Annotated in this window: 22 protein-coding genes; 12 read left to right on the top strand and 10 right to left on the bottom strand. The window is 68.2% G+C overall.

Going from position 1 to position 26,110, the window contains the following annotated elements; genetic code table 11:
• The first annotated feature begins 65 nt into the window (after positions 1–65).
• Entirely contained in the window at positions 66–1,157 is a 1,092-nt protein-coding gene (locus tag KEG38_RS16510) for a class I SAM-dependent methyltransferase (RefSeq protein WP_272420436.1), read from the top strand.
• A gap of 206 nt (positions 1,158–1,363) precedes the next feature.
• Positions 1,364–3,196, top strand: coding sequence for a WD40 repeat domain-containing protein (locus KEG38_RS16515; protein ID WP_272420438.1), 1,833 nt, complete (start codon positions 1,364–1,366; stop codon positions 3,194–3,196).
• Here the strand turns inward: KEG38_RS16515 and KEG38_RS16520 are convergent.
• The 4 genes from KEG38_RS16520 to KEG38_RS16535 form a co-directional block, all read right to left on the bottom strand.
• Complete coding sequence (locus KEG38_RS16520) at positions 3,169–5,115, bottom strand: peptidoglycan DD-metalloendopeptidase family protein (protein ID WP_272420440.1); 1,947 nt, start codon at positions 5,113–5,115, stop codon at positions 3,169–3,171. The genes KEG38_RS16515 and KEG38_RS16520 overlap by 28 nt on opposite strands.
• Positions 5,112–5,498, bottom strand: coding sequence for a BlaI/MecI/CopY family transcriptional regulator (locus tag KEG38_RS16525; RefSeq protein ID WP_272420442.1), 387 nt, complete (start codon positions 5,496–5,498; stop codon positions 5,112–5,114). The genes KEG38_RS16520 and KEG38_RS16525 overlap by 4 nt, the downstream gene beginning before the upstream one ends.
• A gap of 71 nt (positions 5,499–5,569) precedes the next feature.
• The gene (locus tag KEG38_RS55520; protein ID WP_272420444.1) at positions 5,570–7,906 is read right to left on the bottom strand and encodes a WD40 repeat domain-containing protein; all 2,337 of its coding nucleotides are present in this window, start codon (positions 7,904–7,906) and stop codon (positions 5,570–5,572) included.
• A 152-nt stretch (positions 7,907–8,058) separates the two neighbouring features.
• Positions 8,059–8,187 (bottom strand): hypothetical protein, encoded by a 129-nt coding sequence (locus KEG38_RS16535; protein WP_272420446.1) that lies wholly within the window; start codon positions 8,185–8,187, stop codon positions 8,059–8,061.
• 106 nt (positions 8,188–8,293) lie between these two features.
• Between KEG38_RS16535 and KEG38_RS16540 the strand changes: the two genes are divergently transcribed.
• Positions 8,294–8,917: a glutathione S-transferase family protein gene (locus tag KEG38_RS16540; RefSeq protein ID WP_272420447.1), complete on the top strand. Its 624-nt coding sequence runs from the start codon at positions 8,294–8,296 to the stop codon at positions 8,915–8,917.
• Between the two features lie 3 nt (positions 8,918–8,920).
• On the opposite strand, the gene KEG38_RS16545 is transcribed toward KEG38_RS16540, so the two are convergent.
• A complete protein-coding gene (locus KEG38_RS16545) occupies positions 8,921–9,220 on the bottom strand; it encodes a LysR family transcriptional regulator (protein ID WP_272420448.1) in 300 nt (99 codons plus the stop codon).
• 106 nt (positions 9,221–9,326) lie between these two features.
• On the opposite strand from KEG38_RS16545, the gene map reads away from it, so the two are divergent.
• Positions 9,327–10,109 carry a type I methionyl aminopeptidase gene (gene map / locus KEG38_RS16550; RefSeq protein WP_272420449.1) on the top strand — a complete coding sequence of 261 codons (783 nt, stop codon included), beginning with the start codon at positions 9,327–9,329 and terminating at the stop codon, positions 10,107–10,109.
• Between the two features lie 12 nt (positions 10,110–10,121).
• On the opposite strand, the gene KEG38_RS16555 is transcribed toward map, so the two are convergent.
• Positions 10,122–11,606, bottom strand: coding sequence for an amidase (locus KEG38_RS16555; RefSeq protein WP_308215625.1), 1,485 nt, complete (start codon positions 11,604–11,606; stop codon positions 10,122–10,124).
• 32 nt (positions 11,607–11,638) lie between these two features.
• Between KEG38_RS16555 and KEG38_RS16560 the strand changes: the two genes are divergently transcribed.
• Both KEG38_RS16560 and KEG38_RS16565 read left to right on the top strand, forming a co-directional pair.
• Entirely contained in the window at positions 11,639–12,235 is a 597-nt protein-coding gene (locus KEG38_RS16560) for a TetR/AcrR family transcriptional regulator (protein ID WP_272420452.1), read from the top strand.
• A gap of 112 nt (positions 12,236–12,347) precedes the next feature.
• Positions 12,348–13,580 (top strand): hypothetical protein, encoded by a 1,233-nt coding sequence (locus KEG38_RS16565; protein ID WP_272420454.1) that lies wholly within the window; start codon positions 12,348–12,350, stop codon positions 13,578–13,580.
• A gap of 54 nt (positions 13,581–13,634) precedes the next feature.
• Here KEG38_RS16565 and KEG38_RS16570 read toward each other — a convergent pair whose 3' ends face one another.
• Both KEG38_RS16570 and KEG38_RS16575 read right to left on the bottom strand, forming a co-directional pair.
• A complete protein-coding gene (locus KEG38_RS16570; RefSeq protein WP_272420455.1) occupies positions 13,635–13,967 on the bottom strand; it encodes a hypothetical protein in 333 nt (110 codons plus the stop codon).
• Positions 13,968–14,088: 121 nt separating this feature from the next.
• On the bottom strand, positions 14,089–16,266 hold the full coding sequence (locus KEG38_RS16575) for a catalase (RefSeq protein ID WP_272420457.1): 2,178 nt from the start codon (positions 16,264–16,266) through the stop codon (positions 14,089–14,091).
• Positions 16,267–17,409: 1,143 nt separating this feature from the next.
• Between KEG38_RS16575 and KEG38_RS16580 the strand changes: the two genes are divergently transcribed.
• From KEG38_RS16580 to gspC, 5 genes are all read left to right on the top strand, one after another.
• Positions 17,410–18,414: an aldo/keto reductase gene (locus tag KEG38_RS16580; RefSeq protein WP_272420459.1), complete on the top strand. Its 1,005-nt coding sequence runs from the start codon at positions 17,410–17,412 to the stop codon at positions 18,412–18,414.
• 1 nt (position 18,415) lies between these two features.
• Complete coding sequence (locus KEG38_RS16585; protein ID WP_272420460.1) at positions 18,416–19,039, top strand: TetR family transcriptional regulator; 624 nt, start codon at positions 18,416–18,418, stop codon at positions 19,037–19,039.
• Between the two features lie 129 nt (positions 19,040–19,168).
• Positions 19,169–20,413, top strand: coding sequence for a S41 family peptidase (locus KEG38_RS16590; protein WP_272420462.1), 1,245 nt, complete (start codon positions 19,169–19,171; stop codon positions 20,411–20,413).
• 62 nt (positions 20,414–20,475) lie between these two features.
• Positions 20,476–21,636, top strand: a complete 1,161-nt coding sequence (locus KEG38_RS16595) for an alpha/beta hydrolase family protein (protein ID WP_272420464.1) — start codon at positions 20,476–20,478, stop codon at positions 21,634–21,636.
• 127 nt (positions 21,637–21,763) lie between these two features.
• Positions 21,764–22,687 carry a type II secretion system protein GspC gene (gene gspC, locus KEG38_RS16600; RefSeq protein WP_272420466.1) on the top strand — a complete coding sequence of 308 codons (924 nt, stop codon included), beginning with the start codon at positions 21,764–21,766 and terminating at the stop codon, positions 22,685–22,687.
• Between the two features lie 15 nt (positions 22,688–22,702).
• Here the strand turns inward: gspC and KEG38_RS16605 are convergent, their stop codons facing one another.
• Together KEG38_RS16605 and KEG38_RS16610 are read right to left on the bottom strand one after the other, a co-directional pair.
• Positions 22,703–23,671, bottom strand: coding sequence for a pirin family protein (locus KEG38_RS16605; protein ID WP_272420467.1), 969 nt, complete (start codon positions 23,669–23,671; stop codon positions 22,703–22,705).
• Positions 23,672–23,717: 46 nt separating this feature from the next.
• Complete coding sequence (locus KEG38_RS16610) at positions 23,718–25,055, bottom strand: DEAD/DEAH box helicase (protein ID WP_308215626.1); 1,338 nt, start codon at positions 25,053–25,055, stop codon at positions 23,718–23,720.
• A 319-nt stretch (positions 25,056–25,374) separates the two neighbouring features.
• Here KEG38_RS16610 and KEG38_RS16615 point away from each other — a divergent pair, with 319 nt between their 5' ends.
• Entirely contained in the window at positions 25,375–26,049 is a 675-nt protein-coding gene (locus tag KEG38_RS16615; RefSeq protein ID WP_272420468.1) for a hypothetical protein, read from the top strand.
• The last annotated feature ends 61 nt before the right edge of the window (positions 26,050–26,110 follow it).

The following is a 26,110-nucleotide window of genomic DNA, read 5'->3' on the forward strand; positions in this document are numbered from 1 at the left end:
GGTGTGGCAACACGAAACTGCCGCCCCGTTGCCTTCTCGTTTCCGTTGGGGCAAGGATGCGCCCCATGAAACGACGACTGCTTGCGCTGGCCCTCCTGGCCGCGCCGATGCTCGCTTGTGGCTCCTCGACGCCGGAGGCCGAAAACCCCGAGACGAGCGCCACCGAGACCACCACCACGACGAACCCCACGCCCACGGCGACGCCGGAAGCCGCGCCCACGGCAACGCCGACGGCCGCGCCGGCGGCCGCGAAGGAGCCCTCGCCCGAGGAGCTCAAGAAGGCCAAGGCGGCCCAGGAGCTCGCCGCCGACCGCACGAAGTGGGAAGCCGAGGCGAAGGCCGAGGACACGCGCTTCACGCCGGAAATCCACGCCGAGGCGAAGAAGCTCGCCGACGCGAAGCACGCGTCGCTCGACGCCGCGCTCAAGGTCGTGCTCGCGGGCAAGCACCGCGTGGCCAAAAACGCCGAGCGCGACAAGTACCGCCACCCCCAGGAGACGCTGAAGTTCTTCGGCCTCACGCCGAAGCAGACAGTGCTCGAATACGGCCCCGGTGAGGGCTGGTGGACGGAGATCCTCGCGCCCACGCTGGCGACGCAGGGCAAGCTGCTCGTGACGACGACCGACCCGAAGGGCCCGGCCGACGCGCGGAGCACGTTCTACGGGCAGCGCCTGGTGCGCTTCCTCGATCGCGCGCCCGAGCTCTACAGCAAGGTCGACCGGATCGTGATCGACGGCAAGAGCCCGAAGTTCGGCCTCGAAAACAAGGTCGATCTGGTGATCGTGATGCGGTCGCTCCACGGCCTGCACCGCGACAAACTCCTGCCCGGCTTCCTCGCCGAGGTGTTCAAGGCGCTGAAGCCCGGCGGCGTGCTCGGCGTCGAGCAGCACCGCGCCAAGGCCGACGCGGACCCCGACAAGAGCGCGGAGCAGGGCTACCTGCCCGAGGCGTTCGTGATCAAGCAGGCCGAGGCCGCAGGCTTCAAGCTCGAGGGCAAGTCCGAGGTCAACGCGAACGCGAAGGACACGAAGGACTACCCCGAAGGCGTCTGGACGCTGCCGCCCACGCTGGAGCTCGGCGACAAGGACAAGGACAAGTACCTGGCCATCGGCGAGAGCGATCGCATGACGCTCAAGTTCGTGAAGCCGAAGAAGTAATTTCTCCCCACGACCCAAGGACGGGGGCGCATCGGACTAGAAGGACCATGCGCCCCCGTTTGCTTTTGTTTCCAGCGCTCGCAGCTGTCTTGCTCGCCGGGGGGTGTGCGGGACGGGAAGCGCAAAAGGTCGCTGCACCTGCGGCTCGGGCTGCGCCGAAGGAGAGTGCGCCGCCTGCCGGGGACGCCTGGCCCTCGCGCCGTAGCGTGCAGTTGTCGCACGATTTCGAGGAGATCGGCGGTGTGGCGGTGTCGGCCGGGGGCGTGCTCGTGGCCGTCGCGGACCATGAATCCGCGGCCGCCGGGTGCTTCGGGTACACCAATGTCGAGATCACCGTGCACACGGGCGCGGAGGGCGACGAGATCGCCTCGCTACGTTTGCACGACCTCAGCCTCGACGAAATGGCCTTCGCGCCCTCGGGCGAGACCCTCGCGATCGTGGCCCGGCGGGGCATCGGCGGTTTTGGTGGCCCCGCTGCGACGCTCGCGCTGCTCGACCCGCGCACGGGCGCGTCCCACGCGTTCGATATCGAACCGCCTTCCGGGTACGGCGGGCTCCGGCTCTCGGTCGCAAAAACGGCCGTGGTCGTCGGCGTTTTCCCCGATGGAAAGGTCTTTCTGCGAAAACTCCCCTCGGGCGAGCCGCTCGCCACGTTCAGCGATCCTTCCTTCACCGCCATGGCGCTCTCCGAGGACGGGAGCACGCTGGCACTCGGCACGAAGGACGGTCGGATCCGATTGCGAGGTTTACCCGACGGGCGCGTCGTCGGTGAGCTCGCGAGCCCGTCCGGTGCGCCGAAAAGCCTGCGGTTCCGGGGCGAGCGCATCATTTCCGAGGTGGAAGGCGGGCAGATCTGGGGCGTCCCGGTCTCCGGGGCGCCGCCGGTGCGCCTCGGGCAGGTTCGTCCGGGCGCGAGGTTCGTCGGAGTTGCCTCGGACGGCCAGGTCGTCGACGTGTTACGCAAGGAGGAGGTGGCGACCGTGGCGCAGGGCCCGCGCTCGTTCACCCTGCCGCGATCCTATCCTCTTCACGCCGACGTCGTGGCGGCGCTGTCGCCGGAGGGGGATCGTGTCGTCGCGGCGCGCAGCTCGCGCGTGTTCCTTCGGCGCCCGGGAGACCTCACGGCCGACGGGATCACACTCGGGCCGCACCTCGCGATCCCGGCCTTCGGCGTGGGCCCGCTCGCGGACGGAGCCGTGCTCCTCGGCGCGAGGTGGGACGATGGCACGGCGCGGATATGGAATGTGCGGACAGGACAACCGATCGTCCTGGAAAACGGTCCGCTGCCGCGCTTGTCCTCGCTTGCGATCCATGAAAAGGGCGCCGTGGCCACGGTGGACCAGGGCGGCACGGCGATCCTGTGGGATCGACAGGGCACGACGTTGAAGCCGCGTCACGCTTTGCGGACGAACAGCCCCGCGACCGTGGTGACGTTCGACGGGTCGGGGGATCGGATCCTGGTCGGGACGCGGCGGGGCGAGATGGTGATCGCCGAGAGTTCGACCGGAAAAACCCGGCGAGTGGTGCGCACCGGGAGCAAGCCCGTGTTGTCCATCAAGATGATGGGCGAAAAGACGGCGTGGGTCGAGGTCGCCTGGGACCGCGAATGGAACCAGATGCTCATGGTCGACCTCGAGACGGGAAAGCAGAAACCCGACGAGGAAAAAGGCACCATCGGCCTGCTGGGTGGGGATCCCAATGCGCCGACCGAGTCCTGGGGGACGGCCAAGCCGCGGCTCCGGCTCGATTGCTGGGACGCGGTCTGCCGGCTCTCCGAGGAAGACGCGTCGCGAGGTGGTGATTCCATCCGTCTTTTGGCGCGCTTCGGCGTACTCGATCGACCCGGCGCAGTGTTCGTCATGACCGACGACGGGCGTGTGGACACGCTGGGCACCACGTCGGCCGATTTCTTCACGTGTCGCGAAGACGGAAAAACCTACCCGCTCGCCCATTGCCCCGACGCCGTCGAGACGCCGGGGCTCCTCGGGCGCACGCTCGACGCAGCTTGCGCTCAGGGCGCGGCGTTCTGCCCGAGATAACGCGCCGGATCGATCGCCTCGCCATTGTCACGCACCTCGAAGTGGACGTGCGGACCTCCCTCGGGCGCGCCGACCTCGCCGAGGACATCTCCGCGAGCGACGACCGCGCCGACCTCTGCTTTCACGTTCGCGAGGTGCCGATACCGCGTCTCGATGCCGCGGCCGTGCGCGAGGACCAGCACGGGCTCGCCTTTCGCATTCTTCTCGATACGGTCGACCGTCCCGTCGAGGGGCGCGAGCACCGTCGTCCCGGCCGCGGCCGCGAGGTCCACGCCCTCGTGCGGCGCGCTGGTTTGTCCGGGCGTTGCGTCGCCGAAATGCAAGGTCACGCGCGCGCCGGGGAGCGGGTGCGAGGAGCGCGAGGCCACTTTTCCACGTACGCGCTCACGCCAGGTGTCGTACGTCGTCGAGCGCGCCGCGTGCCGCTCGTTCCACATGCCCGTGGTGAGCGCGCGGTATTTCTCGGTCTCCTCCGAGAGCTCGGCCTTCCCATCGAGCCACGCGCGCACGCGGTTCTCGCCGCCGTTGTACGCCGCGGCCGAGAGCTCGAACGCGCGCGCCGGGTCTTTCTTGCCAAACTCGACGAACTGCTTGCCGAAATACGAGGCGCCGAGATCGAGGTTGTAGGCCGGATCGAGCAGGCGTTCGTCGGCGTGATCGGCAATGCCGAGCTCCTTGGCGACCGTGACGGCCGTGCCGGGCATGAGCTGCATCAGGCCGAGGGCGCCGGCCGGGCTCTTCGCCTTCGGATCGCCTCCCGACTCGACGAGCGTGAGGATCGCGACGGCCTCGGGATCGACGTTGCCCTTCCGGGCAGACGCGGCGATGGCCGATTCCCAGCGCAAGATCGCGGGCGGTAGCCAGGGAATGCCGAGCGCGGCCGACGGGGCCTTCGTCCCGGTGATGCCGGGTTTTTCCACGGCGGGCGGCGGCTCTCCGCCACAAGCGGCGAGCGTGGCGAGGGCGAGACCGAGCGTACTCGCGAGCGCAAGTGCCGGCGCGGCGAGGGCGCGGCCCGTGGGCGCGTGGGGCGTTTTGCCATCGATCAGACGTCGAATCCTCATGACGAGCGAACCTCCATTCGACCCGAGCGCGAGCTCGGGCGTGCGTGCGCGCATCCCCTCCAGCGCGGCGAGAGCGCGGGCATAACGAACCGGGTCTCCGACGGCCGCCACGGCGTCGTCGTCGCAGATGTGCTCACGCTCCCTCCGTGCGACGCGCGAGACCCAGTGGACGGCCGGGTGATAGAACAACGCTGCCTCGACGATCGATTGCAGGATGTTCGTCAGGAAATCGAACCTGCGCACGTGCGCGAGCTCGTGCGCGAGCAGGGCCGTGAGGCAAGACGGCGGAAGATCCGTGAGCGCGGCGAGCGGCACGAGCACGACGGGCCGGAGCCAGCCAATGACCATGGGCACGTCCACGCGATCCGAGCCGACGAGCCGCACGCCCTTCCGGACGCCGAGGCGCCGGGCGAGTTTGTCGAAGCGAACCTCGAGCGCCGAAGACACGGGCACCGTGTGATGGCGAATCAAAGCCGAGAGGCGCGCGAGCCCCACGGCGAGGCGGGCCGACATGAAGAGCGCGCCAAGGGTCCACGCCATCACGACGATCGCGGGCCACAGGGGCGGACCGCTGCCCGCCGCGGGCGCGGCGATCGTGGCCCAGGCGTTCGGCGGGACGAACGCTTCGGCGGCGAGGGCCGCGTGGAAATAGGCAAACGTCAAAGGTGGCGCGAGCGCCATGAGGGCGAGCGCGGCGCAGGCGGCCGTATACCGCGCGGCGGCGTGGCTGCGCGGCAGGCCTGCGAGGGTCGCGGCGAGAAAGAGGGCGATCACCACGCCTTGCCAGAGGAAATGGAGGAGCGCGAGCCCGAGCGCCGCGACGAACGGCGAGGTGGCGAGGTTGGCGAGGCTCATTTCGACTTCTTTCGCTCCATGTCGTCGAGCAGCGCGCGAATCTCGGCGAGCTCCTCGCGGGACGCTCGCTCGGTCGAGAGCGCGCGCATGACGAGCCGCGACGCCGAGCCGCCGAACGCCTTTTCCACGAGGTCGTGCACGAGCCCTTTTTGAGCCTGTTCCTCGGGGATCGTCGCTCGATACACGTGGCTCTTGCCCGCCTCGTCGCGCTCGACGAGCCCTTTCTGGGCCATGATCTGCATGAGCTTGAGCACCGTCGTGTACCCCGTGCCCTGGACAGGCTTCAGATCCTCGTGGACCTCACGCACCGTCGAGGGGCCGCGGCGCCAGAGGACGCGCAGGATCGCGAGCTCCGCGTCCGTGGGGAGCGACCTGTTCACCATGGTCCGGATGATGTACGAATTTCTTCGTAGATGTCAAGCGCGCGGGGGCGTTTTTTCCGGGACGTCCAGGGTCAGCCCACGATCTCCCCGCCCCACTTGCAGCCGCAGCGGAGGTTCCCGTTCTCGTGCCGGGGAAAGCTCTCGGTACAACGATAACAATACTCGGCCGGGCAATGCGTGCACAGGCTCAGGTTCTCGACCCGGTACCGTTCGCTGCATCGGGAGCAATAGCTGCGGTCTTCGAGAATGCCGTAGTAATAGCCTTCCTTGGCCTCGAAGCTCTTTTTGATGAGCTCCTTCGCGTCGTCGGACAGCACGTCGTGCCGCCCGCCTTCGCTGATGTTCCACGCGGCGGCAATCACGATGTCCCAGGGCTCGAGCAAATCGTCGCTCCTGCACCCCCCGCACATCCAGACGGACGCCTTTTCCTCGATCCATTCTTTCATCCGCTTGCCCTCCCGCGGCGGCGGGGGCGGCGGGGGTGGCGGCGGCGGGGGTGGGAGCGGCTGAGCGAGCATCCGACGACGCTCGGCAGCCACGCTCTCCACGGCGCCGAGCGGCGGGCCCGTGTACCAATCGACGAGGTGCACGCCACCTGCCTCGTCCCCCACGACGAACGTGCGCTGGCTCGATACCACCGCGCAGCAAAGCATGGGCGCGCTCCACGGCTGGAGATGAAAGAGGACACTGCCGCGCCCCCGCACAGGCGGAAGCGACCATACCTGCAGCGTGCCATCCCGCCCCACGGAGACGACGACATTGCGAAAGGGCGGGCAAGCGACGCTCTGAACGCCGGGGTGAGAATGAAGCGCAAAGATGGGGTCGCGATCCTGCAAATCGACGAGGCACAACGTATCGTCGTCCGCCACCACGACGAGCCGCTCCTCGTCGGCCGTCACGGCGAGCGCACGCACGGACCCCGGTTTTCCCACGAGCGTACGCGTGAGGGTCCCCGTTTCGAGGTCCCAGACCTGGAGCGCGCCGTCGTCCGACGCGGAAATGCCGATCTTGCCGTCCGGCGTCATGGCCACGGCGCACACGTCGCCCTCGTGGGCCGCGATTTCGTGGAGGATACACTCCTGCTCGATATCGATGACGAGCGCCGTGCCTCCCCGCATCCCGACGAGCAGCCGCCCGCCCGCCACCGCGAGCGCGCGCGGCTCACGCGCGAGGCGAACCTCCGCAATGGGCTCTCCCTCGGGAATCTCCCAGAGGGCGAGCGCGTCCTTCGACGCAGCCACGGCAAAACGATCGTCGGCCGTGAGCCCGAGCGCCGTGATCTGCGTGGCCGCCCAATGGAGCGTCCAGACCACCTCGCCGCGCTCCACGTCCCAGACGTCGATCGCAGGCTCTTTCGCCCACGCGCGGAGACGCGCCGTGAGCGCGAGCCGAGCCCCCGCCGCGAGCAAATCCACGGCGCCCCGCAATTCCGCGGCGAGCGCCGAAGGATCGAAGCGCTCGCGCAGGTGCGGCATTTCTTCTCCCTCGCCGAGGCTCGCCTCCGCACACGCGCGCAGGGCGCCGAGCTCGGGGCGCAGGCAACCATTGCGGATCATCTGCAAGAGGTTCTGCGGTACGAGCGCCGCCTCCCGGTGGCGCAAGGCCCCCGCGGCAGGCTCCAGCGCAGCGACGAGCGAGCCGAGCGCGAGGGTCCGGCCCTCGTCTCCGGTGAGCGCGCAGAGGCGCAAGGCGGTGCGCAGATCCCCGAGCACGTCGTAAGGACCGCGCCGCTGCATCTCCGCCACGAGCTGCGACGGATCGAGGAGTTTCACGCTGATCTCCGCCACCATGGATGCAGCCAGGCCCGGCAGGTCGTCGAGGGTCGTCACGACGAACCCGAGCACGGCGGGAGGTAGCCGGGACAAACGCGCCGTGAACCGCTCGACGAGCCCTTGCGCGCTCGCCGCGTCGAGCGCCGCGACGACCTCGGAGGGCTTGAGCCCGAGCAGCGCCTCGAAGAGCTCCCGAGGGAGCGAGCTTCTCGGTTCGAGCATGGCCGCCGCCTGCAAGAGGCGCCGCGCATGGGCGTTCTCGAGCGCATCCCAACGGGGCCGAAGCGCCTCGGGCCCCTCGTCCGGGACGGCTGATTCGTTGGGATCGGGCGTCCGCGTCACGGCAAGCACGTGCGTCGGAAAGGGCGTACATCCGAAGAGCGCGTCGAGCTCGGCGCGGAGCAGGCCTGGGTCGTCCACGTTATCGACGATGAGCAAGGCCTCGTGTTGTCGTCGCAGGTGTGCCCCGAGGGCGCGTAGCTTGAGAGCGCGCGAGACCCCCGGCCCGGTGAGATCTAGCTGCTCGGCGAGGAGGGCGAAACAAGCGGCCGGATCGGCGCCTTGCTCGACCCAGTAAAGAGGTGACCAGAATTCCTTGTACCGATGCGCATACTGGACCGCGAGGCGGCTGGACACGCAAAAATCATTCGGAGCGTCCCAGGCGAACCGGTGAAGAACCACGAAATCATCGGCGAGGAGCCGCGTGTGCAGCCCAGGGAGGCGTTCCTGCCCGGACGTATCCGGATTCGAAGGGAAAGGGACGTGGAACGACACGACACGCACCTCCTTTACGGCGCCCCGCCATCCGGCGCGGCGCCCGCGCTCGGATCAGCCTCCACCTCGGGCGCCCCTTTGCTGCACGCGGCGAAGAGGAGGGTGGTCACGACGAACCCTGGCACGAACGCGCGCCGTAACATGACAAGAGGATGGGAACCTAACTATCAGCGCGCGTCAAGACAGCTACCCTCTTGTGCTCGCCGTCCGTTCATGCCAAACAGCGATGCCCAGGGAGGTAACCATCACATGGCCATCACGTTCTATTTTTCGCCGTTCTCCAGCGCGGTTCGCACGCATTGGGCGCTCGAAGAGCTCGGCATCCCGTACGACGGGGTGCGGATGGATCTGAAGGCGGGTGAGCAGAAGAAGCCCGATTTCCTCAAGCTGAACCCGAACGGCAAGGTTCCGACGATCGTCGACGACGGAGTGCCGTATTTCGAGTCCGCGGCCATCAACATCTACCTCGGAGAGAAATACGGCGTCGCAAAGGGACTCTGGCCGAAGGCCGGCACGCACGCGCACGGGCGCGCTATGTCGTGGACGGTATGGGCCGCCGCCTCGCTCCTCAATGCCGGGACGCGGGTCATGCACAATACGTCCCCGGAGGTCCCGGACGAGCAGAAGAATGCGGCGCAGGGGGAGAGCGCGCGCAAGGAGTTCGAAGGGCTGCTCGACCTGCTCGACGCGGAGCTCAAGGACAAACCCTACCTGACCGGAGACGCGTTCACGCTCGCAGACGCGCTCCTCGCAGCCGATCTCTGGTGGTATCAGATGGTGATCGTGCCCTCGCTCGCGCGCTGGCCCCACGTCCAGGCGTGGACGGACCGCTGTAGGGAGCGGCCGGCGTTCAAGCGGATCTCGACCGGCTGAACGTCAGCGCGACCGATCCAGGACGGGCGCTCCGGTGCAGACCGGAGCGCCCGCCTGCACGGCCATCACGGCCGCGTCGACCTGCGCCAGAATCGCGCGCGCGTGCGCGAGCATCGTCTCCCCCGACGGCAAGAGGCGCACCCCGCGCGCAGTCCGCTCGAAGAGCGGGACGCCGAGTTCGTCCTCCAGGCTGCGGATCTGCCGGGTCAAGGGCGGCTGCGCAATCCGGAGGCGCGTCGCCGCGCGGGTCACGTTCCCTTCCTCGGCCACCGCCACGAAGTACTTGAGCTGCGCCAGGCTCATGCCAAGATCGCTACCACGACTCGCGCCGGGATCCAAGCGCCCCGCGTGAGCCATATCGAAACGGTATTGGATCTCGCCCGCGAGCGCCAGCATCCTCGCCCGCACCATGCCGTCCATCGAGATTCATACGCCCCGTTCGGTCGAAGCCCTGCGCCTCGCAGGCCGCGCGGCCGCCGCGACCCTCGCGACCGTGGCCGCGCGCCTCGCCCCCGGCGTACGCGCCGACCAGATCGATCAGTGGGTGCGAGAAGACACCGCGCGCCGCGGCGGACGTCCGAGCCAGCTCGGCTACCACGGCTTTCCCGCCTCGGTATGCGTGAGCCGCAACAACGTGGTGTGCCACGGCATCCCCACCGCGCGTGAGGTCCTCGCCGACGGGGACATCGTCAATGTCGACGTGACCACGGAGCTCGGCGGATATCACGGCGATACCTCGGCGACGTTTTTCATCGGCCGCCCGTCGCCGGAGGCGAGGCACGTCGTCGACGTCGCGCGCCGCTGCCGCGATGCGGGAATCGCAGAGGTCCGCGACGGCGCGCGGCTCGGCGATATCGGCGCGGCGATCGACGAGCTCGCGCGCAAAGAAGGATGCTCCGTGGTGCGTGAATACGGCGGGCACGGGATCGGCCGCTCCATGCACGCCGCGCCGCACGTGAGCCACGTCGGCCGGCGCGGCTCGGGCATCAGGCTGCGCGCGGGAATGGTCTTCACGATCGAGCCGATGGTGAACCTCGGGAGCGCGGAAGTGCGGCTGCTCGAGGACGAATGGACCGTGGTCACCGCGGACGGCTCGCTCTCGGCGCAATTCGAGCACACGGTGGTGGTGACCCGAAAAGGCTGCGAGATCCTCACGCGCGAACCGGAGATGGCCATGGCCGTCGCGCTTTGATGTCCTCGGGGCTCAACGAGGGTCGATGGGGGTGATTTGGCCGATTCGCTCCTCGATGGCCTGCGCCGCGTCCAGACAGAGGTCCTCTCGGTACATCGCGCCGATGATCTGCACGCCCTGGGGCATGCCGCCGAAAAGCCCCGCCGAGACCGCGACGGCAGGCACCCCGACGAAACTCGTAGCCGTGCAGAGCCGCATGCCGGACGTCACACGCGCATGTCCTTCCGGCCCGCTGGATTCGAGGCCGGGCGCGACGGGCGGCTCGGTGAACACCGGTCCGAGCACGAGGGGGTATTCCAGGAAAAACCGCGCCCAATCTCGCTGGATACCGAGCCGCACGCTGGTGAGTCGCAGGTATCCGGCGAGATCGACGGGCTTCGACCTCTCCATGGACATTTCGATGTAGGGGAGGCTGCTCCTCGGGAGGATCGTTTTCAACATCGGCCAGATCAGGCTGAACTCCGTCATGATCATCTGCCCGTAGGCCGAGAGCGCGTCCTCGAGCCGCGGCACGTCCTGCACCTCGACGACGGGGTAACCCGCATCCTCGAGCGCGGCCGCCGCTCGCTCCACCGCCGCGCGAACGTCGCTATGTACACCCTTTCCACCGGGGTCTGCGACCACTGCGACCCGCGGAAAAGACGGTAGCGGAGGTCCGGCGAGGGGCACGGGGACCACGCGCGGATCACGCGCATCGGGGCCCGCCAGAATCTCGTAAACGGCGCGAAGATCACGGACGGTTCTTGCAATCGGACCGTCGACCGGAATGAGCTGCGAGGCCAGCGTCGGGTCGTCGGGCCCGATGCGATGATCCGCGGGGAATCGTCCGTACGTCGGCTTCAAGCCGGCCACCCCGCAGAAAGCCGCCGGAATACGGATCGACCCGCCCGAATCGTTCCCGAGCCCGAGCGGCGCCATGCCAGAGGCCACGGCCGCCCCGTCGCCGCCGCTCGTTCCACCCGGCGTGCAGGCTCGGTCCCACGGGTTTCTGGTTTCGCCGAACAGCTCACTGCGGGTATGCATGCCGCCGATCGTCAGGTCCGGCAGGTTGGTGTGCGCAATGGGAATGGCACCGGCGGCTCGCAGTCGCGCGACGGGCGGCGCGTCGACGGTCGCCACGAGCTCACGGAAACGAGCAATGCCGTGGGTCGTCGCCACCCCTCCGATGGCGATGTTGTCCTTCACCGTGAACGGGACGCCGGCGAGGGGCCCCAAGGCCTCCCCTGCCGCCCGCCGCCGATCGAGCTCTGCGGCTTCCTTGCGTGCCCGATCGCCGAGGAGCTGGGTGATGGCGTTGATCGTCGGGTTCACCTCGGCGATCCGAAGGAGGTGACTCTCCACGATCTCGGCGGCGCTGACTTCGCCGCGCCTCACGGCAGCCGAAAGCTCGAGTGCGCTCCAACGGAAAAATGTTCCTTGCACGATGTCCTCGCCGGCAGGTCCTTGGATCCGATGCGCTTGCATCGTATGCTTAGCGCGGATCCGATGCATGTGCATCGGAAAAACGACCTGGGAGAGAACCAGCGGCCATGCCGAAGCAAGTCGATCACGAGAGCCGGCGGCGACAGCTCGCCGATGCGGTCTGCACGCTCGCCCACGAGCGCGGCCTCGGGGGCGTCACTTTGCGCGACGTCGCAGAGCGGGCGGGGGTCTCGATGGGCGCGGTCCAGCGATGTTTTCCCACGCGGGACGAGATGCTCGTCTTCGCCCTGCAGTACGTGGGCGAACGTGTGACCGCTCGTGCCAGGGAGAGGCTCGCCTCGTCGCGCGCGCGAACGCCTCGGGCGAGGCTGACCCAGCTCGTGACCGAGGTGGCGCTCCTCGACGCAAAGCACCGAGCCGAGGCGGGCGTCTGGCTCGTGTTCGTGTCGCAAGCCGCGGTCACGCCACCATTGGCCGAGGTCATCCGGGAGAGCTACGCCGATCTCCACGGGCTGCTCGAGCGCCTCATCGGCGCGCTCGGTATCCCAGGCCTCGACCCCAGGACCGAGGCCCGCACCCTGCTCGCCCTCGCGGACGGCTTGACCACCCACGTGCTCATCGGCCACCTGTCGACGCGAGCCGCAATGGATGTGCTCGACAAACATCTCTCTCGATTTCGCGCTATGGCGGCAGACGAATGCTGACAGCGGGCATGCGAGGGCACCATGGGTGCCTTTGGCACGGGGACTCTTGTCAAGCGAGCCCGAGCGCGGGATCATGGTCGCGTTCTTCACGCGAACCTGCCTGGGAGTGACGATGAAACGTGTTCATGCTCGCGGCCGCTCGAACCACGCAAACGGATGGCTGTTCGGCCTTTTCAGCGCTCTCACGCTCGCAGTTTCCTGCACGTCGGGCGACGGAGGCACAAGCACGGCCGGCGCTTCCTCGGGCCCGACCGGCAGCGGTGGCGGCGCGGGTGGCAGCCCGCTTTGCATTCCCGGCGCGCAGGTCTCGTGCGCGTGTCCGGGCGACACGCAGGGGGTGCAAGTATGCAATGCGCAGGGGAGCGGGTTCGAGCCGTGTCAATGTGGGACGGCCGGGAGCGGTGGGACCGGAGGCGCAGGCGGCACCGGCGGCGCAGGCGGTAGCGGCGGTACCGGTGGAAATGGCGGCGCGGGCGGCACCGGCGGAAATGGCGGCAGCGGGGGCGCTGGCGGCGCGGGCGGCACCGGCGGCGGGAGTGGCGGGACAGGCGGCGCTGGCGGCAATGGCGGAGGCGGCAGCGGGGGTGCAGGCGGCACCGGCGGAAATGGCGGCGCGGGCGGCAGCGGCGGCTCCGAAATGGACGCGGGGACCGTCGCGGCGTGCAAGATCCCGGGCTCCTGCCTGCTCACGATCCCCATTCAAACGCAGACCGTGAACAGCTCCGGGGTCACGACCACCGTTTGTCCGGGCGGTCCCGATCCCCTGGCCTCACCGCCCCGCTGCATCCTGGAGGTCGAGGTCGGCTCCCTCTCGCTCGGATCGGGTACGGCGGGCGCCTGCGAGGCCGTGTCGCACGTCGGTGCGATCAAGATACGCGTCGCGAATCTGCCGATGAAATCGACGTTCGCCGGCTTCACGCAAAACTATACCGTGCAGGTCGGCGGGACCTGCGGCTCCCCTGCATGGGCGGACATCGGCGTGCAGATCGACGGCAATGCCGTCGCGTCCGAGGACGGTCAGATCCGTTTCGGGTGCGAGCCCGTCGCGGTCACCACGCTCGCCGTGAACAGCTCGCAGCTCGAGGATGCCGTGGAGATCTGCGGCGCGGGTGTGTCGGGTACGATCGCGAGCCTGGCGCTCAGCCTCATGACGTCGCAGCTCGTGAGCATGTCGGAGGACGCGCTCCGGGCGCTCGATCGCGGCCGCGCCTGCCTCGACCTCGCGAGCGGCGGCATGGCACCGCCGCCGGAGCCCTGCCTGCAAACCCCGTGCATGTCCGGCTTTGCTTGCGCGGGCGGCGATTGCGGCGCAGGGACCTGCACCTGCGGAACGTGCATGCCTTAACCGCGCGCCTTTCGGCGCAGCGCCAGCGTGGACGCCGGCGCCCGCGATCGCTCTTCAGTTACACTGCTTCTGGAGCTGCTCGACGGCCGCGTTGCAGCCCTTGATGAGCCCGTCGCGCGTGGCCGGGTTCGCCGCGAGCGGCTTCCAGGCCTGGGCGCTCTGCTTCATCGCCGGCTCGAGCATGGGCTTGAGCTCGGGCTTCTTGCCCATGCATTCCGCGACCTTCTTGAAGTACGCGTCACACTCCGGGACGCCAATCGATTCCGCAGCCGGCGCCGCCGCGCCCGCGGCCTCCGTCGGCTTGGCCTCTGACTTCTCCTCTTTGCTGCAAGCGGCGGCAAGCAGCATCCCACCCATCATCACGAAGGCAACCGCGACTCTCTTCATCTCCGTCTCCGTCCTTTGTCGGCGCGCGCGCCGGGAGGCGGCATCCTGCCACAGACGCGCGCCAGGAACCGAAAAACCGGACGCGTTCGCGCGAAAAGCGCGGTTTCGGCGGCCCCGGACTTCAAGCCGGCACGGCCTCCTTCTCGCCGCGGTTCCAGTGCCTGTGCTGCGCGATGGCCTTCACGAAGTCCTGGATGAAGGTCGTGAGGTCGCTCGCGCCGCGCACGGTCACCACGCCATCGGCCTGGAAGGTTTGTCCTGCCGCCTGCGCGCTCGCCACGGTCACGCCCTTGATGTTCGAGGCGAGGAGCAGCTCGACGCCCTCGCTCGTCGCGCCGATGGGTTTGTTGTGCCGGAATGCCTCGTTGATGAAATGGATCGGGTCCCCGAGCTTCTTCATGGCCTCGACGCTCGCGGCTCCCCCGGGCACGAAGACCGCGTCGTAGAGAATGGATCCGACGTGGATGCTCGCCTGATCCACCTCGATGTCGCCGCCCTCCGCGGCCTCGATCGTGCCGAGCCGCGACGAGATGACGTGCACCTCGGCGCCCTCGGCGACGAGCGCATTGCGCACCGCCGAGAGCTCCGCGAGGCTCACGCCCTTCTCCGCGAGGATGGCGATCCGGCGCGTGCGAATCGAGTTCTTCACGGTGTTCTCCATGCTGAGCGTGGGCGACGCGTCCACCGTGCGCTTCGTCGTGAGCTTCTGTGCCACCGCTTGCGCGGCCTTCTTCACGGTCGCGCCCACGCCCGCATGCGCCGCGAGCCCGAGCCCCGCGGCGACGGCCTGGCCGAAGCCCGCGTCGACGCGCGTGAATCGCTCGACCATCCGCTGGCGGATGTCCTTGCTCTCGCACTTGCCGAGCTCGAAGACCGCCGCCTTCACGAGGTGCTCCTTCTCGGGCATCGACATGCTGTTCCAGAACAACGTCGCCTGGGTGAAATGGTCCCCGAAGCTCTCGCTACGCGCGCGCTGCTTCACGCCGGTGAGTTTTTCCGGGTAATGCGTGAACGCGCCCGCGCCGGGGCCCGCGACCATCGGACAGCCGCCACCGAGCGAGTTCGGCGTGTAATGCGCGCGCCCTGTGGGGATGCGGTGCTGGTGGAAGCCGTCCGTCTGGTGGTTGTCGACGCGCGCAACGGGCCGGTTGATCGGGATCTGGGCGAAATTCGGCCCCCCGAGCCGCGTGAGCTGCGTGTCGAGGTAGGAGAACAGGCGCGCGTGCATGAGCGGATCGTCCGTGAAATCGATGCCAGGCACGACGTTCTGCACGCAAAACGCGACTTGCTCCGTCTCGGCGAAAAAGTTGTCGGGGTTCCTGTTCAAGACGAGCTTGCCCACGCGCCGCACGGGCACGAGCTCCTCGGGGACGATCTTCGTCGGGTCGAGCAGGTCGAAATCGAAGCTGTCCGCCTCGTCCTCCTCGATGATCTGAAGGCCGAGCTCGTATTCGGGATAGGCGCCCTTTTCGATGGCGTCCCAGAGATCACGCCGGTGGAAGTCGGGGTCTTTGCCGGCGATCTTCTGGGCCTCGTCCCAGACGAGCGAATGCACGCCGAGGAGCGGCTTCCAGTGGAATTTGACGAATCGTGACTTGCCTTCCTCGTTGACGAGCCGGAACGTGTGGACGCCGAAGCCCTCCATCATGCGAAAGCTGCGCGGAATGGCGCGGTCCGAGAGGATCCACATCAGCATGTGTGTGGTCTCGGGGACGAGCGAAGCGAAATCCCAGAATGTGTCGTGCGCGGACGAGGCCTGTGGGATCTCGCGATCCGGCTCGGGTTTGACGGCATGAACCACGTCCGGGAACTTGATTCCATCCTGGATGAAGAAGACCGGGATGTTGTTGCCGACCAGGTCGAAATTGCCCTCCTCGGTATAGAACTTGACCGCGAATCCGCGCACGTCGCGGACCGTATCGGCGGAGCCGCGCGAGCCGACGACCGTGGAAAAACGCACGAAGACCGGCGTCTTCACGGCAGGGTCCTTCAGGAATCGCGCGCGGGTGAGGTCCTTCAGGGACGCGTAGACCTGGAAATACCCGTGCGCGCCCGAGCCGCGGGCGTGGACCACGCGCTCGGGGATTCGCTCGTGATCGAATCGCGTGATCTTCTCGCGGAAGTGGAAGTCCTCGAGGAGCGTGGGCCCACGGGCGGAGACCTTGAGCGAATTGTCGGTGTCGTCGACGCGGATCCCCTGATCGGTTGTCAGGTGCGTACCGGTCGAATCCTTCCGTTCGGGTTCCAGATCGCGAATTTTGGCTTGCTCGTCGATCGAAGCGGTCTTGCTCTGCGCCATCGTGCCCTCCCTGATTGCGGGCTCGACATGACACGGAATCAGCCGCCGGGCATGTTCGCTTGGTCGAAATCGTGAGCACATCGAAATTATGAAAGGAATGACGTTCGACCCGGGCGCGACGCGGACACGCTTGTATGAACGTTCACATGACCGAGTTCGTGCCCAACGGATGTCCATGCGGCGGAATGTTGTAGAATCCGTGCTCGCTCGGCGGCGGTTTGCGCGGCGACACGTGGGCGACCTTCCTTCTTCGTCGTCGCCGGGCGGAGGAGGACACGTCGTATTTGACGACCGAGGGGAATCATATGCCCTCGGCCATTGCCGGGTGCGACGTGGATGACGACTGCCATCTGGATCTGGTCACGCTGGACGGCATGGGCCTCATGTCGTTCGGTTTCACGGTGAGCGGCGACGCAAGGCGCGTCGCCGTTTTCGATGGCCATCGATCGCGACGGCGACGGCGTACGTGCTGTACGACGATGGTCACCTGTTTCGCGTGAGCACGGAGGACGCATCGTGCGAGAGCACGTCGTTCGTGCCGAAGACCGGGGCGTTCGGGCGATTCGGAATGGGTTTTTCGACCGACGGGTCGGACATCACGAAGGAGACGCTCTACGTGGCGGATTTCGGCGGCAGCGGGCTCGGGCGGATCGATCGCGACACGATGGAGCTCGAGACGCTCGGGTTTTACGACGCGCTCTCGACTCGGCCGAGCTCTCGGGCACGGGTGATGGGCACCTCTGGGGGTTTTTCACGACATCCCCGCCGATCGTCGCGGAGCTCGACCCGAAGACGTCCCACATCATCTCCCAGTCGTCGCAGCCGACCCTCGACATCGGCACGGCGTGGGCCTTCGCGTTCTGGGGAGGTGATTTCTACCTGTTCACGTGTCCGGGCGTGGCCTCGCGCATCGATCGCTATCGCCCCAAGGACGGGACCACCGTGAACCTGAAGTCGAACATCGGCTTCCAGGTCGTCGGCGCGGGCGTCTCCACCTGCCGCGCCGCTCGAAGCCCCGAAGCAGCACACAGTATCCTGGCACACTATTCTTCAAGAGCAGACAAACGTCGACTGACAGATGTTGACTTTTGTCATCGCGTTGCTGATACTCCTGCTCGTTCAGGTTCGCGACAGGAGTCCATCATGATCACGCGTTCGCTCGGCTCGAAGGGGCCCCAGGTGTCGGCCTTGGGCCTCGGGTGCATGGGTATGTCCGATCTCTACGGCCCGTCCGACAGGGACGAGAGCATTGCCACCCTTCACGCCGCGCTCGACGCAGGAATCGACCTGCTCGATACGGGCGATTTCTACGGCATGGGCCACAACGAGCTGCTCATCCGCGATGCGCTCGAGGGGCGGGCCCGTGACAAGGTGCGGATCAGCGTCAAATTCGGCGCGATGCGCGATCCGGGCCGCAACTGGGTCGGCATCGATGGCCGCCCCGCCGCGGTGAAGAACTCCCTCGCCTACACGCTGCGCCGCCTCGGCACCGATTACGTCGACGTCTACCGCCTCGCCCGCGTCGATCCGAACGTGCCGATCGAGGACACGGTCGGCGCCATCGCCGACATGGTCAAAGCCGGCTACGTCCGCCACATCGGTCTTTCCGAGGCGGGCGCAGAGACGATGCGCCGCGCCCACGCGACGCACCCCATCTGCGATCTGCAGATCGAGTATTCCTTGATCTCGCGCAGCATCGAGGCCGAGATCCTCCCCACGGCGCGCGAGCTCGGCATTGCGATCACCGCGTACGGCGTGCTCTCCCGCGGCCTCATCAGCGGGCATTGGTCGAAGGAGCGCGCGATGGCGCCCACCGATTTCCGCAAGTACAGCCCGCGCTTCGCGCCGGAGAACCTCGACCAAAACCTCGCGCTCGTCGAAGCGCTCCGCGCGGTCGCCGAGGCGAAGGGCACGACCGTCGCGCCGATCGCCATTGCGTGGGTGCTCTCGCGCGGCAGCGACATCATCCCGCTCGTCGGCGCGCGGCGACGCGACCGGCTCGCCGAGGCGCTCGGCGCACTCTCGATCGACCTCGGTCCCGAGGACCTCGCGCGGATCGAGCGCGCCGTACCGGCTGGCGCGGCCGCGGGCGAGCGGTATGCCGCGGCGCAAATGGCGCATCTCGACAGCGAACGCAAGGCGCATTGACGTGGTCGAAGAAGCGCTCACCGCCGAACGTATTCTCGAAGCCGCCGAGGAGGTCCTCCGCCGCTTTGGGCCCGCCAAGGCCACGGTCGTCGACGTGGCCCGCGCGCTCGGCGTCAGTCATGGCAGCGTGTATCGGCATTTCCCGAGCAAGACGGCATTGCGAGACGCCGTCGCGGAGCGCTGGCTCGCCCGCGTGTCGAAGCCGCTCGCGGAGGTCGCGGCCGAAAAGGGCCCGGCTCCCGAGCGCCTGCGGCGCTGGCTCGACCTGCTCATCGAGCTCAAGCGAAAAAAGGCGCGCGACGATCCCGAGCTCTTCGCCACGTACAGGGAGCTCGTCGCCGACGCGCGGGACGTGGTCCGCGTGCACGTCGAGACGCTCGCCTCGCAAATCGCCCAGATCCTCGCCGACGGCGTGGAACAGGGCGCGTTCACGATCGAGGATCCGGTCGCCGCGGGTTGGGCCGTGTTCAACGCGACGACGAAATTCCACAAACCGAGCCATGCGTCGGAATGGTTCGACCCGGGCATCGATGCTGCATTCGAGGGCGTCTGGTCCCTCGTACTCGGGGGCCTCGGCGTGAGAGAAGCGCCCGCGAAGGCGCGCAAGAAACCCGCGAAGAAATAACCTCAGAATCCGTTTCCGCCGGGAGCCGGAGGCGCCACGCAAGCTCGTCCGCCAGATCCCCGAGCACCTTGGCCGTGAGGTTTTCGAAAGGTGCATCGCCGGCCGGGATGCGGTAGACATCGCCCGCACATGAGCGACACGCAAAGCGGGAGCGCCTCGCCGCCGAAGGCGAGCCGAAAGACAGTGCGCAGGGTTTTCCGCTGGATCGGGATCGGATTGCTGTCGATCGTGCTCGGGCTCCTCGGTTGGGATGTGGTTACCTTCGACCGCGGTGCGTGGGTACGCGATTTCGAGGCGCTCGAGGCCGCGATGGCGAAGGAGTACGCGAACCTCGACTGGATGGTCGAGCATCGCGGGGTCGATCTCGCAAAGCTCGACCACGACACGCGCGCCTCGCTCGGCGGCGCGTTCTCGCGGGTGCAGGCCTTCCTCGCCCTCCGCCGCTTCGTTCGTACGTTCCAGGATCCCCATTTCAAGCTGACGAAAGGCGAAAACCGCCCGAGCGCTCCTCCTTCCCAGAGCGCTTCGCCGCCCGAGGCGCCCTCCGCGCCGGTCGCGAGCTGCGCGGCGGCCGGATACGAGGCGCGCGCGGTCGATTACCGATTTCCATTCAAGAAAATGCCCGGCTTCACGGCGGTGCACGAAGCGCCCTTCCCCGCCGGGGTGGCCGGCGAGCTCGGTGTGATTCGTATCGCTCAATTCGGGGAAAACAGGTACCTCACCACGTGTGAGCAAGTCTTCACCGCCGGAATCGATGACACGGCATTGCGGCTCGCGGTCCGGGCAAAGCTCCAGGAGGCCTTGCAGACGGCGATCGGAGCGCTGCGAGATCGCGGGGCCAAACGGCTCCTCGTCGATCTCACCGGCAATGGCGGCGGAACCGAGTGGGTCTCAGAGGCCGTCGCCCTGTTCACGGAAAAGACCATGCGACGGAGCGAGGCCCGCATCGTCGCGCCGACCTGCAATCGCACGCCGATCTGGAAGGGCGAAAAGGTCTGCTCGATCTTCGGCGACCCGCCCGGGACGGCGACGCTCGAAGGCAAAGGCGCCTGGAAGGGGCCGCTGTTCGTCCTCGCAGATCGCGGCACGGCCTCGGCCTCCGAGGATTTCGTCGCCTGGCTCAAGGACAACCAGGCCGCCACGATCCTCGGCGCCCGCACGGCAGGCGCGGGATGTGGATACGTGAATGACGGGGGGCGATTCGAGCTCCGCGAAATCGGCTTCGAGGTGCGAATGCCGAACTGCGCGCGCTTCCTCGCCGACGGGACGAACGAGGTCGAGGGCATCGCCCCGGATATCGCCTTGCCGCTCGACAAGTCCGACGAGGAGAAGATCCAGGCCCTCACGGCCGCGCTCGCCACGACGCGGGATTGAACCCCGCGCCCGAGGGTGTCACCATCCAAGGCGTGCGCTGCTCGGCTGTCTGGAGGAATCCCATGCGTCTCGCCTCGCTGCCGCTCGCAGTGTTCCTCCTCGGCGCCTGCGGCTCGGCGCCGCCCGCGGCCCCGCCCGCGCGCGTCGTCCCCAAGGCCGCGCCCGCGCAAGACGTCGCCGCGCCCGCCCGGCCGCGGCTGCCGAAAGAAGAAGTGGCCGTCTCCTTCGATCGAGGCCTGTGGCGTCTCGAAGGGACGTTGACGCTGCCCGCGCGCGAGGAGGGGGAGCGCGTGCCGGCCGTGGTCATCGTGCACGGCAGCGGGCCCATGTCGCGCGACGGCGTGATGCGTGGACAGATCGGGCTCGGCTTCGGCTTCCAGATCCCCGTCTACCAGCGCCTCGCCGACGCGCTCGCCGACCGCGGGTACGCTGTGTATCGTTACGACAAACGTACGTGCGGCACATTCAACGATTGCTCCGACGGCGGCTTCACGTCCGTGCCGTATACGCTCCTCGAAGTGGAGTTCGCCACGACCGAATACGTGCTCGACGCCGAAGCCGCGCTCGACGCGGTGGCAGAACGCCCCGAGATCGATCCCGATCGCCTCTTTTTCGCGGGGCACAGCGAGGGCGGAGAGCTCGTGCCCGTGCTGCTCTCGGACAGGCCGCGCGTGCGCGCAGGCGTCATGCTCGCGCCGCCCTTTCACACGATGACCGTCGTGCTGGAGCAGCAAAGCGAGCGCGTGCGCTGGTCCTTCACCATGGCCGGGCAGCCCGAGCGCGCCGACGCGGAAAGCCGCGAATTGCTCGCCGCCGCACAGGCGCTCCGGCAAATCGAGCGAGGAACGCACCTCGGCGCGCCGATCCTCGGGCAGCCGCCGGGCCTGTGGGAATCGTGGATCGAGCTCGCACGGCGTGCGCCCGACCTCGCCCGAAAGCTCGACAGGCCGCTGCTCGTGCTCGGCGGGAGCTACGATTACAACGTCGCACCCTCGGAAATCGAGAGCTGGGCGAAGTGGCTCGACGGCTCGTCGCGCGCTCCGCACCGGGTGCGCGTGCTCGATTGTGTCACGCACGCCCTGAACTGCATCACCCAGCCGGACGCCACGCGAATCAAGCCGGACGACATCGGGCGCGACATCTCCCCCGAGGTGCTCGCCGAGGTCTCGCGTTTCCTCGATACCCACGCCGCCCGTGCCAAGCTGACAGAAGCACGGCGCTGATCCGCGGCGCGACGGCCATTTTGTCGCCCGTCCGGACGGGTCCCGCGCCGTTTTCGCGAGGATCTTCCGCGCTTTCAAGCTGGCACGGCGCTCGCTTGTTCCCGTTTTCATGGGATTCGACGCGCGCTTGAAACGATGGTTCCCCGCGGTCCTGGTTCTGCTCGTGGGTCTCGCCGCCTATTTCCAGGCGGCCGGGCTCGGGCGGCTCGTCTCGTCGAGCCTCTCGGGCCCGCCGTTCGAGCCGGTCTCACCGCAGCCGCCCAGGAAGGTGCGAAACGCGCTCGCCGCGGTGCAAGACGAGAACAATGGCGAGGCCATTCTCGGGCGAAATCCCTTCGATTCGATCACCGGCCCCCTCGCGCGCCAGGGCCCGCCGGACGATGGGGCCCCGGAACCTTCCGAACCGCTCGGCGATCCTTATGCCGATCCGATCTGCGACGCCGCGACAGTCCTGCTCATCACGGAGGCGGACGACGCGCTCTGGTCGTTCGCGGCCATTGCAGGGTCGGACGGTAAGCCGGCACTGCGGCGGCTCGGCGACGACATCGGCGGGCGCACGGTGCACGCGATGGCGTGGGATCGGGTATGGCTCCGGCAGGGCGAGGCGCGGTGTCAGCTCCCCTTGCACGAGAGGCGCGAGGGCCCCGTGGCGCAGAAGGAGCGCGGCGATGCACCCGCAAAACCCGCCTCGCGTGTGCCGCCCGAAATCGCCGACCGTATTCGCAAGGACGCGGACAACCATTACACCGTGGAGCGCTCGGTCGTCGACACGATCCTCGAACGTCCGGACCTCCTCGGCGCGGCGCGTTTCGTGCCGGCCCGCGAAGGCGACCGGGTCGTAGGCATGCGGGTCAGCGGAGTTCGGCCCGGCTCGCTCCCCAGCATGCTCGGGCTTCAAAATGGGGATCGGCTCGACAGCATCAACGGATTCGAGGCGGGAGATATCACGAAGATGATGGAGGCGTTCACGCGGCTACGCGCCGCCGATCGGCTCGACGTGCGGATCGTCCGCGGGGGCAAACCCATGTCGATCGAGGTCGAGATGCGTTGAAACGCGTCCGCTCGGTCAGCCGCCCACGAGGCGCCCCGAGCGATAATCCTCGAACGCCTGTCGGATTTCCTCGGCCGTGTTCATCACGAAAGGCCCGCGGCGCGCAATGGGCTCCCCGATGGGCTGACCCGCGAGAAGCAGGAGGCGCGCCCCCGTGGCGCTCGTCGACACGGCCGATCGACCCGCGCCGAGCACGGCGAGCTCGCCCCGCGCGACGGGCGTGCCCTCGGGTCCGATCCGCGCAGCGCCGTCGATGACGTAGATCAATGCATTGTGCTCCGGAGGGAGCGCATGCCGGAAGCTCGCGCCCGCCGAAAGCGTGACGTCGAGCAAGCTCGGCGCGACGACGACGCCGTCCACGGGCCCGCGCCGCCCTCCGGCCTCCCCCGCGACCACCCGCACCCGGGCGTCCGCGATATCGACCTCGGGAATCGCTGACGGCTCGATGTCCTGATACCGCGGCTTCACCATCTTCCGCGCGGCCGGGAGGTTCACCCAGAGCTGGAAGCCCCACATGAGCCCCTGCTCCTGCTTCGGCATCTCGGAATGAACGATGCCACGCCCCGCGGTCATCCATTGCGCACCGCCCGGGCCGAGCCGCCCCCGATTACCCACGCTGTCCCGGTGCTCCATGGCGCCGTGGATCATGTACGTGACGGTCTCGAACCCGCGGTGCGGATGATCGGGGAATCCCGCAATGTAATCGTCGGCGCGGTCGGTGTGGAACTCGTCGAGGAGGAGGAACGGGTCGAGATCGGGAAGGGCCTGGCCCCCGAGTGCGCGCGAGAGGCGCACGCCGGCGCCGTCCCGCGTGGGCTGCGCTTGTACGATCCGCCGCACGGGACGCGCGTCAGGATCGAGCCCGACCCCCGCGCCGAGCGGCGAAGGCGCGTCGGATTCACGCGAGAGCAAGGCGAACGTCGCCGCGGGAATGGCAGCCCCCGCGGCAAGGAGGAAGTGGCGCCTGGTCGGAGCACGGGCCATGCACGCAAACATAGCGTGCGAGCGGCCCGTGCTCAATGGTCGGAATTCAGCTCCGACGGCCGCGCGGAGGACGCGGCGGGCGCGGGCCCCGGGGGCGCTGCTGCTCGGGCGCGAACGCGCGGCGCGGCTCGGGGCGCGGGGCGGGCGTCTCCTCGGCGGGAGGCGTCTGTCCCTCGGCCACCGGAATGCGGCGGCGGAGCAGCTTTTCAATGTCCGAGAGCAACGCGCGCTCCTCGCGATCGCAGAACGAAATGGCGCTGCCCGTCGCGCCCGCGCGCCCCGTGCGGCCAATCCGGTGCACGTAGCTCTCGGGCACGTTCGGCAGGTCGTAATTGATGACGTGCGAGACGCCCTCGACGTCGATGCCGCGCGCGGCGATGTCCGTCGCGACGAGCACGGGCGTGACGCCGCGGCGGAACCGATCGAGGGCGCGCTCGCGGGCGCCTTGCGACTTGTTGCCGTGAATGGCGAGCGCCTCGATGCCGGCGCGCACGAGCTGCTCGGAGATGCGGTTTGCCCCGTGCTTCGTGCGGGTGAAGACGAGCGCGCGCTCGACGCTCGACGTCCGCAAAAGCCGCTCGAGCAGCGCGCGTTTCTCGGCCTTCTCGACGAAGAAGATCGATTGCTCGACCGTGTCGGCCGCCGCGCGCGCGGGCGTGACCGAGACGCGCGCCGGATCGACGAGGATGTTATCGGCGAGCGCGGCAATCTCGCGCGGCATCGTCGCCGAGAAGAAGAGCGTCTGCTTTTGCTTGGGCAGCGCGGCGACGACGCGCCGCACGTCGTGGATGAAGCCCATGTCGAGCATCCGATCGGCCTCGTCGAGGACGAAGACCTCCACGCGATCAAGACGCACGAACCCCTGCTGCATCAGGTCGAGCAGCCGGCCCGGCGTGGCGACGAGCAAGTCGGGGCCCTTCGCGAGGTTCTCCTCCTGCGGCCGCTGCCCGACGCCGCCGTAAATGACGGTGTGACGGAGTCCGAGGTGCCGCCCGTACGCCGTGACGCGCTCGCCGATCTGCGCGGCGAGCTCGCGCGTCGGCGTGAGCACGAGCGCGCGAATGCCGCCGTGGCGTTGGGTCTTCGAGAGTCGCTGGAGGATTGGCAGGACGAACGCCGCCGTCTTGCCGGTGCCGGTCTGCGCGCAGCCGAGCAAATCACGGCCGGAGAGCGCCTCGGGGATGGACTGCAATTGAATGGGCGTCGGGCGCTCGTAGCCCTCTTTCACGAGGGCGCGCACGAGCGGCGCCGCGAGGCCGAGCGTGGCAAACGCGGCGCCGGGGGCCTCGGAGGCCATGGAAACGGGAGCGATCGGCGCGCTGCCGTCGGCACGCGGCGCCTCGACGGGGGCCGACGTGGGCCGCCCGGAAACGGAAAAAGTCACGATGAAAATGCTCTCTCGCGGCCCGAACCCGTGAAAGGGTGTGCTTGTCGCTCTCCCCCTCCCGCCGAGCCGCCAGGGTTCGGGAAGGGCGTGAAACGACCCGTCTGGCCGCTCCACCGCGGGGCGACACTCATCACGGTGCGCTCCGCCACGCCTTCCCGGTCGCCTTCGTTCGGACGCAAGCACGCGGGGCTCTGCCCGCGCATGCTCGCCGGATAGGATCGTGAGCCCGAGCGTGGTAGCGCACGACAGCCGCACGCGCAAGGTCCATCGCGCGGCGCTTGACAGCGCGGCGCGCGGGGACGTCTGATCCGCCCCCATGGCCACCTCATTTCGTGAACGGCTGGAAGCCATGGTCGAAGCGCTGCGCGCGCATCCGGACATCGAGGTTCTCGATTTCCGTCTCGGCTCCCCGGCCGCAGGCGCCGCGCTCGCGCGCGCGGAGCAAGCCGCCGGCATGAAGCTGCCGGACTCCATTCTGGAGTTTTACGCGGCGCACGACGGCGTTTTTCTGGAATGGGGCCTCCGCGGCAGTACGTATACCCGGACCAATCCGTACGATTACCCCGATTACGGCACGCCTCCGGGGTGCATCAACCTGGTCCCCATCGACGTCGCATTCACGCCCGACTGGCAGAGGAATTTCCACGTGAACGAGCTCTCGCACAGACAAGAAGAGCTCTTCTTCGGCCAAGAGCTCGATCCCGAGCGCCCGCTGAAAGCCATCACGATCGACAATTTCAGCAAGTTCAACCACGCCGACCTGATCATCGGCCCCGATCCCGTGGTCCTCGTGTCCACCGATCATGGCGCCGACCTCGTCAGCTCCGATTTCATGTCCTTCGAGACGTACCTCGACGTCACGCTCGCCGTGTTCGGGTCGAACCGCTTCGCCGCCGTTCGCGCGGAAGATCAACCCGCGCGCCTCGCGGCTCTTCGCGAGCGGCCGACGCTCGACGCGATCGTGGCGCGCGTGCGCGAGGACGAAGCGTAGGCCGCGGCGGACGCGACGGTGTGATGCTCGAAGGCCGCGCACCTTGACACCTACCTTGGCT

Origin of the sequence: Polyangium jinanense (genome assembly GCF_028435265.1) — a bacterium.
Lineage (GTDB): Bacteria > Myxococcota_A > Polyangia > Polyangiales > Polyangiaceae > Polyangium > Polyangium jinanense.

Coding starts and splice junctions, on each gene's coding strand:
- KEG38_RS16510 (WP_272420436.1), top strand. CDS start 66: ATGAAACGACGACTGCTTGCGCTGGCCCTCCTGGCCGCGCCGATGCTC.
- KEG38_RS16520 (WP_272420440.1), bottom strand. CDS start 5,115: ATGAGCCTCGCCAACCTCGCCACCTCGCCGTTCGTCGCGGCGCTCGGG.
- KEG38_RS16525 (WP_272420442.1), bottom strand. CDS start 5,498: ATGGTGAACAGGTCGCTCCCCACGGACGCGGAGCTCGCGATCCTGCGC.
- KEG38_RS16535 (WP_272420446.1), bottom strand. CDS start 8,187: ATGTTACGGCGCGCGTTCGTGCCAGGGTTCGTCGTGACCACCCTCCTC.
- KEG38_RS16540 (WP_272420447.1), top strand. CDS start 8,294: ATGGCCATCACGTTCTATTTTTCGCCGTTCTCCAGCGCGGTTCGCACG.
- KEG38_RS16545 (WP_272420448.1), bottom strand. CDS start 9,220: ATGAGCCTGGCGCAGCTCAAGTACTTCGTGGCGGTGGCCGAGGAAGGG.
- map (WP_272420449.1), top strand. CDS start 9,327: ATGCCGTCCATCGAGATTCATACGCCCCGTTCGGTCGAAGCCCTGCGC.
- KEG38_RS16555 (WP_308215625.1), bottom strand. CDS start 11,606: ATGCACATGCATCGGATCCGCGCTAAGCATACGATGCAAGCGCATCGG.
- KEG38_RS16560 (WP_272420452.1), top strand. CDS start 11,639: ATGCCGAAGCAAGTCGATCACGAGAGCCGGCGGCGACAGCTCGCCGAT.
- KEG38_RS16565 (WP_272420454.1), top strand. CDS start 12,348: ATGAAACGTGTTCATGCTCGCGGCCGCTCGAACCACGCAAACGGATGG.
- KEG38_RS16570 (WP_272420455.1), bottom strand. CDS start 13,967: ATGAAGAGAGTCGCGGTTGCCTTCGTGATGATGGGTGGGATGCTGCTT.
- KEG38_RS16575 (WP_272420457.1), bottom strand. CDS start 16,266: ATGGCGCAGAGCAAGACCGCTTCGATCGACGAGCAAGCCAAAATTCGC.
- KEG38_RS16580 (WP_272420459.1), top strand. CDS start 17,410: ATGATCACGCGTTCGCTCGGCTCGAAGGGGCCCCAGGTGTCGGCCTTG.
- KEG38_RS16590 (WP_272420462.1), top strand. CDS start 19,169: ATGAGCGACACGCAAAGCGGGAGCGCCTCGCCGCCGAAGGCGAGCCGA.
- KEG38_RS16595 (WP_272420464.1), top strand. CDS start 20,476: ATGCGTCTCGCCTCGCTGCCGCTCGCAGTGTTCCTCCTCGGCGCCTGC.
- KEG38_RS16605 (WP_272420467.1), bottom strand. CDS start 23,671: ATGGCCCGTGCTCCGACCAGGCGCCACTTCCTCCTTGCCGCGGGGGCT.
- KEG38_RS16615 (WP_272420468.1), top strand. CDS start 25,375: ATGGCCACCTCATTTCGTGAACGGCTGGAAGCCATGGTCGAAGCGCTG.